Below are 12,860 nucleotides of genomic sequence, written 5' to 3'. Positions count from 1 at the left end.
GTCTCCTTCGTCGATGTGCACCGCAGGGACGCGGGCAGCCGAGGTATACGCGCAGGAGATGCGATGGAGCGGTGAAGGTAACCAGTCGTGTCGGCGGCCGACTTGCCGGCCTCGAGTGCCGGCGATCACCGCGGGTTCAGATCTTGCGGCGCAGCACCACCGGCTTGCCGCCGTAAGTGCGCTTGGCCATCCAGGCGGCCAGAGCCGAATCGAGGTAGTCGGCGTGGCCGGGGAACCACTGGAACAGGTGCATGGCGAAGTCGTGCACCAGCTCCACGCCAGCGCGGCCCTCGGTGAGCGCCTCGCGCACGTCCTGCACCGACTTGAGCACGGCCGCGTGCTCGTCGACGTGGCAGTCGGAGGGCGGGAAGTCGGTGCTGCGCATCCACTCCTCCTCTTCGCCGAAGTGCGCGCGGGCGTGTTCCTCGAAATCGTCCAGCGCCGCCTGGGCCCGGTCGGCCGTGCAGGTCAGCAGCCGGAAGGCCACGGTGTAGAACTCTTCGTGCGTCTTGTCCATGGGCCCGAAGCCCAGCAGCCTGGCGTCCGACCACATGAAGCTGGTGTCACTGTTCGGGCGCGGTGCGTCTTCGTGGCGATGGGAGAGATCGGATTTCATGGCTCGGGCGGGTACGTCGGCCGGGTATTGTCCCTAAATCTCCAGCCGGGCCTGGACGGCCGGCAGGGACGACAGGACGTCGATCAGGGGCTCCATCGCGATGGGCTTGACGAAGTGGTGGTCGAAGCCCGCGGCGGCGGCCTCCCGGCGGTCCTGCTCCTGGCCGTAGCCGGTGACCGCGATCAGCACGGCCTCGGCCGTCTCGGGCATGCGGCGCAGCCGTGCCGCGAGCGTGTTGCCGTCCATCCCGGGCATGCCGATATCGAGCAGGCAGACGTCGGGCCGCTGCTCGCGAGCGGCCACCAGCGCGGCATCGCCGTCGTTGGCCACCGTGACCTGGTGCCCCAGCGATTCGAGCAGCAGCCCCAGCATGGCCGCCGCGTCGGCGTTGTCGTCCACCACCAGGGCCCGCAGCGGACGGCGCGCGGCATGCCCCAGCGCGTCGCCCTCGGCCGGCGTGCCGGCCGCATGGGCTTGCATGGCCAGGGGCAGCACCACCGTGAACTCGCACCCCTGGCCCTCGCCGGGGCTGTCGGCGCGCACCTGGCCGCCGTGCAACTCGACCAGCTTGCGCACCAGCGGCAAGCCGATGCCCAGCCCGCCCTGCGAACGGTCCACCGGCCGCTTGCCCTGCGTGAACAGCTCGAAGGCCTGGGCGGCCAGTTCGGGCGTCATGCCGATACCGTTGTCGGCCACGCGGATGATGGCGTCGCGTCCGTCGACCTGCAGCGACAGCAGGATGCGGCCCGGCGGGGGCGTGTACTTGGCGGCGTTGCTCAGGAGGTTGGCCACCACCTGCACCAGCCGCTTGGCGTCGCCGGTGACGACCGGGGCGCGCGGGCCCACCTGCAGCTCGAACGCGTGGCGGCGCGCCTCCATCAGCGGGCGCACCTGCTCGATGGCCTCGGCCACCGTGGTGCGCAGGTCGACCGGCGACCTGTCCAGTTCCACCAGGCCGCGGGTCACGCGCGAGACGTCCAGCAGGTCGTCGAGCAGGCCGGCCATGTGGCGGGCCTGGCGTGCCAGCACGTCGCTGATGCGCGCGAGCTTGTCGGCCGGCAAGCCCGGATCCTTCAGCAGGCCGGCGGCCGCGGCGATCGGCGCCAACGGATTGCGCAGCTCGTGCGCGAGCATGGCCAGGAACTCGTCCTTGCGGCGGTCGGCCTCGCGCAGGTTTTCTTCCAATCGCTTGCGTGCGGTGATCTCGAACAGGCAGGCCAGCAACGCCTGGGTCGGCTCGCCGCGGCTGCCGCGGATCGGGCAGATGGCGACCTTGGCCCAGATGTGCGAGCCATCGGGGCGGACGTATCGTTTGTCCATCGCCAGTTGGTCACCCGGCACCAGGCGCTCGAACAGCGGCAGGTTGGCCTCGAGGTCCTCGGGATGCGTGAACTGGTCCATGCGCACGCCGATCAGCTCCTCGCGGGGCCGCTGCATCAGTTCGCAGTAGCGGTCGTTCACCGCGAGCAGCCGGCCGCTGAGGTCGGTCTCCGCGACGCCGATGGTGCTCTGCTCGAACACGGCATTGACATGCGCTCGCGTCAGATCCAGCTCGCGTTCGGTCTGCTTGAGGTCCTCGATCGGGTTGATGGTGCCGACGGCGTAGGGCCGGCCGTCGGGCAGCACACCGCCCCGGCGTGCGTCCACGCGCACCCAGATCGTGTGGCCCTGCTTGTGCCGGTAGCGCTTCTCGACCCGGTACTCGCGCAACGCGCCGTGCAGCAGGTCGTGGCGCATGCGGTCGTCCCGGCCGATGTCGTCGGCGGAGGTGATCCGCGCGACCGGCGTGCCGATCAACTCTTCGCGGGGATAGCCCAGCATGTCGCAGTAGATCGTGTTGGCCGCCAGCACGCGGCCCTCGTCGTCCACCACGCAGATGCCCGTCGGCAGCAGGTCGTACAGCGCGGTGGCCTGTGCTGAGATGGGATCGAGGGCGGAGGGTACTTCAGGCGTGCGCATCGGTCTGCGGGCAGGGGGGCATCGGCTCGACGGCGCTCATCGGAGCAGCCCACGAGCATACCCAATAGGCACGGCAGAGCCAGCCAGGGACGTGTACCCCGTCCTTGCGGACAAGGGTCGCTACAGAAGCTGGATCGGTGCCACCAGGCGGCAGGCCCAGGGCGAGCGGATGGGCCAGCTCGTCCAGCTCACCCCAGCAGCTTGCGCGACGCGAGCCACTCCGTGCACAGCGTCACCGCCTGCTGCAGGTGTTCCGGCTGGCCGGAGAAGTAGTGTGTCGCGCCGGGGATCACCTTCATGGTCTTGTCGCGGCTGGCGGCCGCGTCGTAGATGCGCTGGGTGTGCGGTTGCGGCACGGCGTCGTCGGCGCTGTGCTCGATGGCCAGCAGCGGCACCGAGATCTTCGCGGCGGACTTCTCGCCATGGGCGTTGGTGTCGTCGGGCGACCACTGCGACAGCCACGCCCGCAGCGTGCTGAAGCGGGCGAGGCCGACCGGGCCGGTGTTCACGGTCTCCGGCACGCCGGTGAAACAGGTGCCGATCGGGCGATCGTTGGGCTCGATGCGGCCGTCCAGGAAGCGCGGCTCGGCCATGGTGCGGTGGGTCACGAAGCCGCGTTCCATCTCGAGGCCGCCTCGCTTGCGCAGCATCTCCAGCGTTTCCTTGACCCAGGCCGTGCGGCGGCGCACCCGGGCCAGTTGCGCGGCGCGGAAGCGCGCCAGGAACTCGGCCGAATAAGGGGGCTTGTGGTCGGGGTGGTAGAGGTCCAGCTCCGGGTCGCGCTTGTCGGGGTCGTTCTCGTCCAGCACCGACGGGTCGATCCAATCGGTCAGCACCACCGCGCGCGAGACATGCGCGGCCTGGAAGATGAAGCCGTCGGCCGGGATCAGCCCGGCCTCGACGATGCCGCAGGGGTCGCCGGCCGGCGTGTGCGTCACGGTGGGATGCTCGGCCTGCGACTGGTAGAACAAGGCGAGCGAGCCGCCGCCCGACCAGCCCACCACCACCACCTTTTCATACCCCCAGACCTCGCGCGCATGGCGCATGTAGGCGCCCAGGTCCACCACCACGTTTTCCATGATGAGGGCGCTGTCGTTGCGCTGGTAGCGGCTGCCCGCGCACAGCACGTGCATGCCGCTCTCGGCCATGGCGCGCGGCATAGGCAGCAGCTGCAGCGTGGTGGCCGGGTGCATGTACAGCAGCAGCGTCTTGGAGGGCTTGCCGCGAGGAACGTAGCGAATGCCCTCGAGGTTGACGAAGCCCTGGGTGCCGGCGAAGCCGTAGACCTCCTTGAAGGCGGAGCTCTGCGCGAACTTGATGTGCACCCATTCGGCATCGATCGGGTAGCGGGGGGTGGTGTCGGCCATGTCGTGCGTTCGGGACTGATCGGTCAGGCGGCGGAAGAGGCGGTGGAAGAGGTGGTGGAAGAGGCCGCGCGGGCGGCCTGTTTCTCCCGGGTCCAGGCGTCGCAGGCGGCGCGGGCCTTCCGGCGGTAGCCGGCCAGCTCGTCTTCCGACGCGGTGAGGGTGGTCAGCTCCAGCCGGATGCCGTTGGGGTCGAAGAAATAGATGGACTTGACGAAGCCGTCGTGGTCGATGGGGCCGCGCACCTCGACGCCCGCCTCGGTCAGGCGTCGCCGGGCCTCCACCAGTTCGGCTTCGGAATCGACCCGCAGTGCCAGGTGGTTGACCCAGGCCGGCGTGTTGGGCGACGGATCGGCGGCCTGGTCGTCGCCCAGGTCGAAGAAGGCGATGGAGCTGCCGTCGCGCATCTCGAAGAACAGGTGCACGAAGGGGCAGTGGTCGCCGGTGCTGGGCACATGGTCGGCGCGCACCACGTGGGTCAGCGGCAGGCCCAGCAGGTCTTCGTAGAAGCGGCGGGTTTCCTCGGCGTCGCGGCAGCGCCAGGCGAAGTGGTGCAGTTGTCGGATCGGAACGAAGTCGGACATGGGGTACTCCTCAGCGCTGTTCGGGAAGGTGTTGCGTGACCCGGGCCAGCCAGTCCGCGTCGTCGGACACGGAGCGCAGCTCGGCCAGGCACTCCTCGCGCGTCTGGGTCCAGCGCTCGAGCACGCGCGGATCGTCGCCATCATGCTCCTGCCACGAATACTCGAGGCGGATGCCGTTGGGGTCGAAGAAGTAGATGGACCAGGTCTGGGCGCCCACGTTCACCGGCCCGATCACCGGCACGCCGGCCTCGCGCAGCCGGGCGTGCAGCACCTCGAACTGTGCCTGCGTGGTGGTGAACGAGCAGTGCTGCATGGCGCCGATCGCGTCGCGGTCGTGCGCGCCCTTGGCGCCGCGCGGCATCTCGAAAAACGCCACCAGGGTGTCGCCGCCGGCATCGAAGAAGTAGTGGCGCAGGTTCTCGAACGGCGGGTTGCCTCGGTTGGCGGGGCCGGTGCCCACGCCCGGTGGCACGCGCAACGCGTGGATCAGCGGCATGCCCAGCACCCGGGTGTAGAAGTCGATGGTGAGCTTCATGTCCTCGGTGTTGAGGGCGAGGTGATGCACGCCCCGGCTTGCCGCGGTGGCCGTGTGCCGGGCCCGCAGCGGCGTCTGTTCATCGGCCATGGGGGTCTCCTTCGTGTTCAATGCGCCGCTTGCGTGGCGAGGTTGAAGTACAGCTGCGCCAGGTCGTCGCGCCGGGCCAGGGTGGCGCTGTCCTCGACCAGGGCGACCCGGCCCTTGATCAGCACGTAGGCGCGGCGGGTGAAGGGCAGGGCGATGTCCAGCTTCTGCTCCACCAGCACCATGGTCAGGCCGCCGGCGCGCAGCGCCTCCAGCGCGGCGCGGATCTCCTCGATCACGCGGGGCGCCAGGCCGAGGAAGGGCTCATCGAGCAGCAGCACGCGCGGCTTCGACATCAGCGCGCGGCCCACGGCCACCATCTGCTGCTCGCCACCGGACAGGGTGCCGGCGCGCTGGTGGCGCCGCTCGGCCAGGCGCGGCAGCAGCTTGTAGACATAGTCGAAGCGCTCGGCCACCGCCGACCTGCTGGCCTGTTGCAGCCCCACCGTCCCGAGGCGCAGGTTGTCCTCCACGCTGAGCGGGGCGAACATGCGCCGGCCCTCCGGCACCTGCACCAGGCCCTGGGCCACGATGCGGTGGCTGGACGCCTGGGCCAGCTCGGTGCCGTCCAGCCGGATCGATCCGCCGCGCTTGGGCAGCACGCCCGAGAGGGCAGCCAGCAGCGTGGACTTGCCGGCGCCGTTCGGGCCCAGCAGGGCGATGGTTTCGCCCGTGTCCACCCGCAGGTCGATGCCTTCGATCACGTGGCCGTGGCCATACCCGCCGCTCACGTCCTTGAGTTCAAGCATTCGACAGCGCCTCCACGTTGCCCAGGTAGGCCCGCACCACGTCGGCGTGCGCCTGCACCTCGGCGGGCGTGCCGTCAGCGATCTTGCGGCCGAAGTTGAGCACCGCCACGCGGTGCGCCAGTGCCATCAAGAAACGCATGTCGTGTTCGATCAGCAGCACCGCGATGCCCTGCGCGGCGATGCGCCCAATGATGCCCGCCAGGCGCTCGCATTCGGCGGCGGTGAGACCGGCGGCCGGCTCGTCGAACAGGATCAGGCGCGGTTCGCCCGCCAGCGCCCGCGCGATCTCCAGCAGCCGGCCCTGGCCGAAGGACAAGGTGCCCACGTCGGCATGCACCCACTCGCCCAGGCCCACGAACTCGAGCAGCTCCTCGGCGCGGCGGGCGGCCTTCGCTTCGACCGACTGGGTGGCAGGCGCCGCCGCCAGCACCTGCCACAGCGACAGCGGCAGCCGGGTGTGCATGCCCACCTTCACGTTGTCCGCCAGGGACATGCTCTCGAACGGCTTGTTGTGCTGGAAGGTCCGCATGATCCCGCGCCGGGCGAAGTCGTGCGTGGGCCGGCCGACCATGGCGTGGCCGTCGAACTCGATGACGCCACTGGTGGGCCGCATCGCCCCGGCGATCAGGTTGAAGGTGGTGCTCTTGCCGGCGCCGTTGGGCCCGATCAGCCCGAGGATCTCGCCGGGCCAGGTCTCCAGGTCGAGGTCGGCCACCGCCTGCAGGCCGCCGAAGCGCATGCCCAGTCCGCGGGTTCGCAGCAGCGGGGCGTTCATTTCGCGGCCTTTCCGAGCGGCGCCGGCGCGGCCGGTGCGCCGCTGGCGGGTTCGGTGACGGCGCGGCGCGGTGCGCGCACCGGCAGCAGCCCGACCAGGCCCTTGGGCTGGAACATCACCACGGCCATCATGACCAGGCCGAACACCAGCGCATGGTGGTGGCCGATGAGGGGCGACAGCACGAAGGGCATGAGGTACAGCAGCACGGCGCCGAGGACCGCCCCCAGGAAGCTGCCCGAACCGCCCACCACCACCATGAACAGCAGCAGGAATGAGTTCTCGAGCCCGAAGATCACCGGGTTCACGGTGTTGTCCACGAAGGCGTACACCACGCCGGCCAGCCCGGCCAGGGTGCTGGTGACGGCATAGGCCAGCACCTTGGTGCGCGGCACGTCGATGCCCATGGCGGCGGCGGCCTCCGCGTTGTCGCGCACGGCGCGGCAGGCGCGGCCGAAGTACGAGCGGTCCAGCCGCCACAGCGTCGCCACCGTGAACAGCAGCAGCAGCACCACGACCACCGTGTACCAGGGGCCGGTGACGTACACCCCGAACACTTCGGGCAGCCGGTAGTTGGCCAGCCCGCCCGTGGCGCCGGTGAAGTCGCCGCCGGCATTGAGCAACACCACGAAGAGCTGGGCGAAGGCCATGGTGGCCAGCGCCAGGTAGAAGCCCTCGAGCCGGGTGGCCGGAATGGCCACGGCCAGCGACACCACCGCGCAGATCGAGACGCTCAGGAGCACCGCCAGCGCCAGCGGCAGCTCCAGCTGGGTCACGCCGATCACCACGGCGTAGGCCCCCAGCCCGTAGAAGGTGAAGTGCGAGAAGGCGACCTGGCCGGCGATGCCGAACAGGAAGTTGTAGCCCAGCGCCAGCGCGATCCACAGCAGGAGCTTGCGGTACACGTCGGTGTGGTAGGAGCCGAGCATGAAGGCCACCACCGAGAGCACCAGGGCCACGGCGGCGTAACGCAGCAGCGTCTTCATGCGCGTGCCCCCTTGGCCGTCAGCAGGCCCGTGGGCCGCAGGAGCAGGAACAGGATCAGCAGCAGCAGGGGCACCCCCTGCGCCAGGCTGGCCGGAATCGGCGCGTAGCGCACCGTGAGCTGCTCGGCCAGCGCCAGCACGATGCCGCCGAGCAGGGCGCCTTCGACCCGGTTGACCCCGCCGACCACCAGCGCGGTGAAGCCCTGGATGGCCAGGGGCAGGCCCATCAGGTAGTGGGCGGACACGTTGGGCGCCACCAGCATGCCGGCCAGGCCGGCCACGGCGGCACCGCCAGCGAAGGACAGCGCGGTGACGCGGCCGAGGTTGATGCCCATGAGCGCGGCCGCGCGCCGGTCGATGGCCACCGCCTCGAAGGACTTGCCGGTCAGCGTGCGCTCGAAGAACCACCACACGCCTGCGAACACCGCCAGGGTCATCGCGATGGTGAAGAAGCTCTGGTGCGAACCGGCCAGCAGGCCCAGTTCGACCCGGCCGAAGCCGAAGGCCGGCGGCACCGGGCGCGGGTCGGGGCCGAAGCCGATGGACACCGCCTCGCGCAGCACCACCAGCAGGCCCAGCAGCACGAGGATGGGCGCGAGCGGCGGCGCGCCTTTTTCCACCAGTGGCCGCACGGTGAGCCGTTCGGTGGCCCAGCCCAGCACCAGCATGAAGCCCAGCATGAGGGCGATGCCGGCGGCATACGGCCACTCGAGCCAGCTCAGGAGCACGAAGCCGGAGAAGGCGCCGACCATGCCCCACTCGCCGACGGCGAAGTTGATGATGCCGGTGGGGCGCGTCATGAGCAGGTAGCTCAGGGCGATCAGGCCATAGATGCAGCCGGTGGCGGCGGCGCTGATCAGGATCTCGAAGAAATCGGTCATGGGTGGTTCTGCGTTCGGCCTGAGCCTCTTCTGCTTTGTCCGGGCTGAGCCCTGGACAGGCTCAGGACAGGCCTGTCGAAGCCTGGTGGCGTCCAGGCCCTTCGACCCCTCGGCGGGGCCCAGGACCCGCAAGCCCAGGGCGGCCCGCCAACCCTCCCTACTTCGCCCCCACGTGCACCACCTTGCCCTGCTTGTCGCCTTCGTACACGCGCACCACCATGCCATTGGGGTCGAAGCCGGTGCGCTTGCCCTCGGGGAAGCCGTAGCTGGAGCCCTTGGCCCCCATCACGCCGGCGAAGCCCTTGGTCGCCTGCATGGCTTCGCGCACCTTCTCCTTGTCGGTGCTGCCGGCGCGCTTGATGGCGTCGGCCACCAGCATCACGCCGTCGTAGCCGTAGCCGTTGAGGTTGTAGGGCTCGGTGCCCTGGTCCTTCTTGAAGGCCTCGATGAAGCGCTTGGTCTCGGGCTTGTCGGGGTCGAAGGCATCGACGAAGACGACGCCATCGAGCAGGCCCTTGGCCACCGACGAGGTCTGTGGCACCGACAGGTTGTAGTTGCCCAGCACCGGCGCCTTGAGGCCGAGCTGCCGGTAGGCGCGCAGGATGAGCGCGTTCTCGGGGGTGAGCACGCCGGTCATGAAGATGGCGTCGGGATTGGCCGCGCGCAGCTTCTGCATCTGCGGCTCGGCCGTGGTGGAGCCGCGCGGCACCACCTCTTCGACCGCGACCTGCACGCCCGCCTTTTCCAGGCCAGCCTTGAAGAACTTGTTGGTCAGCTGGCCCAGGTCGGAGTTGTCGGTGATCAGGGCCACGCGCTTGTAGTTCTTGGCCTTGGCGTACGACAACAGCGTGGCGATCTGGGTGGAGCCCAGCGGTCCGGTCTGCCAGAAGTTGGGGTTGTTGATCTGGGTGGTGAGCGTGTCGCCGCTGTTGGACGGCGTCATGTGCGGCGTCTTGGTTTCCATGGTCACGTTCTGCGCCTGCTGCGTGGCAGGCGTGAGCGACACCGACAGGATGAAGGCCACGCCCGAGTCCACCAGCTTGCGCGCGGCGGTGGCCGAGACATCGGGGCGGCCCTGGTCGTCTTCCACCAGCAGCTCGACCGGGCGGCCCAGCAGCCCGCCGTTGGCGTTGAGCTGCTTGACCGCGAACACCGCACCCTGCGCCACCGGCTCGGCGTACGGCTTGGCCGGGCCCACGCGGTCGGTGATCATGCCGATGCGGATGGGGCCGCTCGCCTGCTGGGCCCAGGCGGGCACGGCGGCGCAGGCCAGGGCGGCGGCGACGGCGAGCACGCCGCGGCGTGAGCGGATGGCGGTGAAGGCGTTCATGTCATGTCTCCAAGTGGTTGTGGGCGGGTAGTTGACGAAACGGCGGACCTCAGTCCCTGGGCTGCAGGCGCACGATCCAGTCGCGGAAGGCCGCCATCTGGTCGGTGATCGTCTTGAGCGTGTTGGCGTCGGTGAGCTGGCCGTCGGCGTCGAACTTGGTGAGCGCGAGGTTGATCAGCACCTCGGGCTTGACCAGCGCCAGTGCGTCCATCGATCCGAGGATCTTGCGCAGCTCGTACTGGTGGCGGGCGCCGCCCCACAGGCCGGAGGTGGCCGACATGATGGCCACCGGCTTGCCCTTGAAGGGTTGCGGCGAGGTGCGCGACACCCAGTCGATCGCGTTCTTGAGCACGCCGGAAATCGAGAAGTTGTATTCGGGGCTGGCGAAGAGCACGCCGTCGGCGGACTCGATGGCCGCGCGCAGGCGTTCCACCGCGGGCGGGATGCCGCGGTCCTGCAGGTCCTGGTTGTACAGGGGCACGTCACCGTAGTCGGCGATCTCCAGTTGCATGCCGGCCGGCATCACGGCGCCGGCGGCCCTGAGCGCGCGGGTGTTGACGGACTTCTCGCGCAGGCTGCCGGAGATGCCGAGGATCTTGAGGGTCATGGAAAGGCGGGGGTTCGATGGTGAGGGGAAATCGCGGGTCGCGGCGCCATCAGGCGCCCTCGAGGAAGTAGTAGCCGCACAGGCGCATCACGGGGTCGTCGGACAGGCTCACGACCCGGGCCGCTTCGTGCACCTGGTGGTGCACCCTTGTGCCCATGGGCAGGGCCAGCACGTCGCCGTAGCCCCAGTCGAAGCGGTGCTCGCCGATGCGGCTGGTGCCCCGTCCGCCCAGTACAACCAGCAGCTCGTTGGCGGCATGGCGGTAGGGCGCGTGGCCCCAGCCGGTGTCCCACGCGTGCACGCGGATGGCGATGGTGGGCAGGGCCGGCGAGGACAGGTCGACCGTCAGGCCGAAATGCGCGTCGGGCCGCGTGTCGGCCTCGCGGGCCTGCGCCAGGCGCTGCGCGATGTCGGCGGCACGCCAGCGCATGGGCGATTCGTCGATGGTGCGCAGCACCGGCTCCATGCCCGCGGGGTGGTCCTCGAAGCGCATGGGCTCCAGCAGGTGCACCAGCGGCACGTCGAGGCAGTCGAACCACAGCGCGGGCTGGGTGCCGTCGTGCCCATGCCCGTGCCAGTGCTGGCCGGGCGTGAGCACGATGTCGCCGGTGTTCATGGGATGGCGCACGCCGTTGACCACCGACCAGGCGTCCTCGGCCTCGAGGATGACGCGCAAGGCATGGGGCGCGTGCCGGTGGCTGCGGGCCTGTTCGCCCGGCAGGATCGCCTGGTAGGCGCCGACCAGGGTATTGGTGGTGGCGAAATCAACCCCCGGCGCGGGGTTGCGCAGGATGAGGTTGCGGCGCTCGGCCTCGTCGGTGCCGATCAGGCGACAGGCGGCCAGCAGGGCCGGGCGCAGCCGCGCGTAAGACCAGTGTGCCGGCTCGAAGGTGGACTGCGGGCGCGCCCACAGCAAAGGCTTGCGGCGGCGCACCCAGCCGGGTGTGCAGCCGTCGATCGCCAGCCTTTCGACCAACAGGGGAAGATCGCTGATGCTGTCGTAGTCCATGGGTAATCAGCAGGCCCGTGGGCGGCCGTTGACTGGCTGATGCTAGGGGGGGCGAGCTTGATCGCGCTCCACGCTTTCCCTAGGTTGACTGTCAACCCCCTTGAATCAACATGCGGGTCGCACCTGGGAGCTTTTATGCGATCCCCTGCCCATCCGGCCTACCTGACCTCGCAGGAGGCCGCCCGCCTGCTCAAAGTCAAGCAGCAGACCCTTTACAGCTACGTCAGCCGAGGTCTGCTGCAGCGCCAGCAGGACGCGGCTTCGGGCCGATCCATGTACGAGCGCGTCGAGGTCGAGCGGCTGGCCGGCCGCCGGCGCGCCGCCGCCTCGACCGCCGGCACGATGCCCGCACGCGGCCCGACCTCGCACCGCCTGGCCGCGGGCAGCGCGGTCTGCCAGCTCACCTCCGCCGGCCCGCGCTACCGTGGCCGTGCGCTGGCGACGCTGCTGGAGCACCCGGGTCGTTTCGAGAACGTGGCCGAGATGCTCTGGGCCGGGCTGCTCATGGACGAACCCGTGCAGTGGCCGGCGGAGCCCTTGCCGGCCGCGCTGCCGGCCTGCCTGGGCGCGCTGCAGGCGCAGCAGCCGCACGTGCCGGTGCTGCGGATGTTCAGCCTGGTCTGCATCGTCATGGGCCAGTCCGCGCGGGTCGAACTGCGGGACGGCACGACCACCCGGCTGGCGCGCCGCATGCTCATGGCCATGGCCTGCACGCTGGGCGTGCTCGGCCCGCGGCAGTCAGTCCTCGAACAAGCGGCCGGCGAGGCGGCGATCGGGCAGGTCATCCTGCAGGCGCTGGGCGCGGAACTCCGGCCTCAGGCGCTGCGGCTGGTCAATGCGCTGCTGATCGCCTGCGCCGACCACGGACTGGTCGCGTCCACCACGGCGGTGCGGATCGCGGCGTCGGCCGGCAGCGGCCTCGGCGCCTGCCTGATGGCCGGGCTCAGCGTGCATGCCGGCCACCGCCTCGGCGGCAGCGTGGACCGTCTGGAGGACCTGCTGTGCGAGGGGCTGGTGCCGCGCACGTCGGCCAACCGGCTGATGCCCGCCGGCCGTGGCAGCCGACTGGCCGAGGACGAGTCGCCCTACGCCGACGGCGATCCGCGCGCGCGGATGCTGATCGAGCTGGCCCTGCAGGTCGATGAACGGGCCGCGGTGTCACAGCTGCTGGACCGGATGCGCCTTCACGATGTGGACGCGGTGGACCAGCCGGGCCTCGAACTGGGGCTGCTGGTCGCGGCGCGGGCGCTGGGCCTGCCGAGGCGCTCGGCCGGTGCCCTGTGGGTGCTGGCGCGATGCGCCGGCTGGGTGGCGCACGCCATCGAGCAGCGGCTCAACGTCGTGCCGATGCCGGTGCGGCAGCGGCACCGCCGCGAGTAGT

At 70.2% G+C, this 12,860-nt stretch carries 13 protein-coding genes; 1 reads left to right on the top strand and 12 read right to left on the bottom strand.

Translation table 11 applies throughout. The annotated features are described in order from the left end of the window. Positions 1–136 precede the first annotated feature (136 nt). The 12 genes from JI739_RS06975 to JI739_RS06920 form a co-directional block, all read right to left on the bottom strand. A complete protein-coding gene (locus tag JI739_RS06975; protein WP_201683078.1) occupies positions 137–616 on the bottom strand; it encodes a bacteriohemerythrin in 480 nt (159 codons plus the stop codon). A 33-nt stretch (positions 617–649) separates the two neighbouring features. After that, positions 650–2,575, bottom strand: coding sequence for a PAS domain-containing hybrid sensor histidine kinase/response regulator (locus tag JI739_RS06970; RefSeq protein WP_201683077.1), 1,926 nt, complete (start codon positions 2,573–2,575; stop codon positions 650–652). A gap of 188 nt (positions 2,576–2,763) precedes the next feature. Next, complete coding sequence (locus tag JI739_RS06965; RefSeq protein ID WP_201683076.1) at positions 2,764–3,942, bottom strand: alpha/beta hydrolase family protein; 1,179 nt, start codon at positions 3,940–3,942, stop codon at positions 2,764–2,766. A 23-nt stretch (positions 3,943–3,965) separates the two neighbouring features. After that, on the bottom strand, positions 3,966–4,523 hold the full coding sequence (locus JI739_RS06960) for a VOC family protein (RefSeq protein WP_201683075.1): 558 nt from the start codon (positions 4,521–4,523) through the stop codon (positions 3,966–3,968). Positions 4,524–4,533: 10 nt separating this feature from the next. Beyond that, on the bottom strand, positions 4,534–5,148 hold the full coding sequence (locus tag JI739_RS06955) for a VOC family protein (RefSeq protein WP_201683074.1): 615 nt from the start codon (positions 5,146–5,148) through the stop codon (positions 4,534–4,536). 17 nt (positions 5,149–5,165) lie between these two features. After that, positions 5,166–5,894, bottom strand: coding sequence for an ABC transporter ATP-binding protein (locus JI739_RS06950; RefSeq protein WP_201683073.1), 729 nt, complete (start codon positions 5,892–5,894; stop codon positions 5,166–5,168). After that, on the bottom strand, positions 5,887–6,669 hold the full coding sequence (locus tag JI739_RS06945) for an ABC transporter ATP-binding protein (RefSeq protein ID WP_201683335.1): 783 nt from the start codon (positions 6,667–6,669) through the stop codon (positions 5,887–5,889). The genes JI739_RS06950 and JI739_RS06945 overlap by 8 nt, the downstream gene beginning before the upstream one ends. Then, on the bottom strand, positions 6,666–7,652 hold the full coding sequence (locus JI739_RS06940) for a branched-chain amino acid ABC transporter permease (protein ID WP_201683072.1): 987 nt from the start codon (positions 7,650–7,652) through the stop codon (positions 6,666–6,668). The genes JI739_RS06945 and JI739_RS06940 overlap by 4 nt, the downstream gene beginning before the upstream one ends. Then, on the bottom strand, positions 7,649–8,533 hold the full coding sequence (locus JI739_RS06935; RefSeq protein WP_201683071.1) for a branched-chain amino acid ABC transporter permease: 885 nt from the start codon (positions 8,531–8,533) through the stop codon (positions 7,649–7,651). The genes JI739_RS06940 and JI739_RS06935 overlap by 4 nt, the downstream gene beginning before the upstream one ends. Before the next feature lie 157 nt (positions 8,534–8,690). After that, the gene (locus JI739_RS06930) at positions 8,691–9,863 is read right to left on the bottom strand and encodes an ABC transporter substrate-binding protein (RefSeq protein WP_201683070.1); all 1,173 of its coding nucleotides are present in this window, start codon (positions 9,861–9,863) and stop codon (positions 8,691–8,693) included. Between the two features lie 49 nt (positions 9,864–9,912). Continuing rightward, complete coding sequence (locus JI739_RS06925; RefSeq protein WP_201683069.1) at positions 9,913–10,470, bottom strand: NADPH-dependent FMN reductase; 558 nt, start codon at positions 10,468–10,470, stop codon at positions 9,913–9,915. A gap of 49 nt (positions 10,471–10,519) precedes the next feature. Continuing rightward, positions 10,520–11,479 (bottom strand): cupin domain-containing protein, encoded by a 960-nt coding sequence (locus JI739_RS06920; protein WP_201683068.1) that lies wholly within the window; start codon positions 11,477–11,479, stop codon positions 10,520–10,522. Positions 11,480–11,614: 135 nt separating this feature from the next. Here JI739_RS06920 and JI739_RS06915 point away from each other — a divergent pair, with 135 nt between their 5' ends. Beyond that, positions 11,615–12,859, top strand: coding sequence for a citrate synthase (locus JI739_RS06915; RefSeq protein ID WP_201683067.1), 1,245 nt, complete (start codon positions 11,615–11,617; stop codon positions 12,857–12,859). The last annotated feature ends 1 nt before the right edge of the window (position 12,860 follow it).

Source organism: Ramlibacter aurantiacus (genome assembly GCF_016722895.1).
GTDB lineage: Bacteria > Pseudomonadota > Gammaproteobacteria > Burkholderiales > Burkholderiaceae_C > Ramlibacter > Ramlibacter aurantiacus.
This window is presented reverse-complemented; position numbering and strand designations above follow the sequence as displayed.

What these genes read in the sequence shown, in the direction of transcription:
- JI739_RS06940 (WP_201683072.1), bottom strand. Translation starts at nt 7,652, where the DNA reads ATGAAGACGCTGCTGCGTTACGCCGCCGTGGCCCTGGTGCTCTCGGTG.
- JI739_RS06950 (WP_201683073.1), bottom strand. Translation starts at nt 5,894, where the DNA reads ATGCTTGAACTCAAGGACGTGAGCGGCGGGTATGGCCACGGCCACGTG.
- JI739_RS06970 (WP_201683077.1), bottom strand. Translation starts at nt 2,575, where the DNA reads ATGCGCACGCCTGAAGTACCCTCCGCCCTCGATCCCATCTCAGCACAG.
- JI739_RS06930 (WP_201683070.1), bottom strand. Translation starts at nt 9,863, where the DNA reads ATGAACGCCTTCACCGCCATCCGCTCACGCCGCGGCGTGCTCGCCGTC.
- JI739_RS06925 (WP_201683069.1), bottom strand. Translation starts at nt 10,470, where the DNA reads ATGACCCTCAAGATCCTCGGCATCTCCGGCAGCCTGCGCGAGAAGTCC.
- JI739_RS06920 (WP_201683068.1), bottom strand. Translation starts at nt 11,479, where the DNA reads ATGGACTACGACAGCATCAGCGATCTTCCCCTGTTGGTCGAAAGGCTG.
- JI739_RS06945 (WP_201683335.1), bottom strand. Translation starts at nt 6,669, where the DNA reads ATGAACGCCCCGCTGCTGCGAACCCGCGGACTGGGCATGCGCTTCGGC.
- JI739_RS06935 (WP_201683071.1), bottom strand. Translation starts at nt 8,533, where the DNA reads ATGACCGATTTCTTCGAGATCCTGATCAGCGCCGCCGCCACCGGCTGC.
- JI739_RS06960 (WP_201683075.1), bottom strand. Translation starts at nt 4,523, where the DNA reads ATGTCCGACTTCGTTCCGATCCGACAACTGCACCACTTCGCCTGGCGC.
- JI739_RS06975 (WP_201683078.1), bottom strand. Translation starts at nt 616, where the DNA reads ATGAAATCCGATCTCTCCCATCGCCACGAAGACGCACCGCGCCCGAAC.
- JI739_RS06965 (WP_201683076.1), bottom strand. Translation starts at nt 3,942, where the DNA reads ATGGCCGACACCACCCCCCGCTACCCGATCGATGCCGAATGGGTGCAC.
- JI739_RS06915 (WP_201683067.1), top strand. Translation starts at nt 11,615, where the DNA reads ATGCGATCCCCTGCCCATCCGGCCTACCTGACCTCGCAGGAGGCCGCC.
- JI739_RS06955 (WP_201683074.1), bottom strand. Translation starts at nt 5,148, where the DNA reads ATGGCCGATGAACAGACGCCGCTGCGGGCCCGGCACACGGCCACCGCG.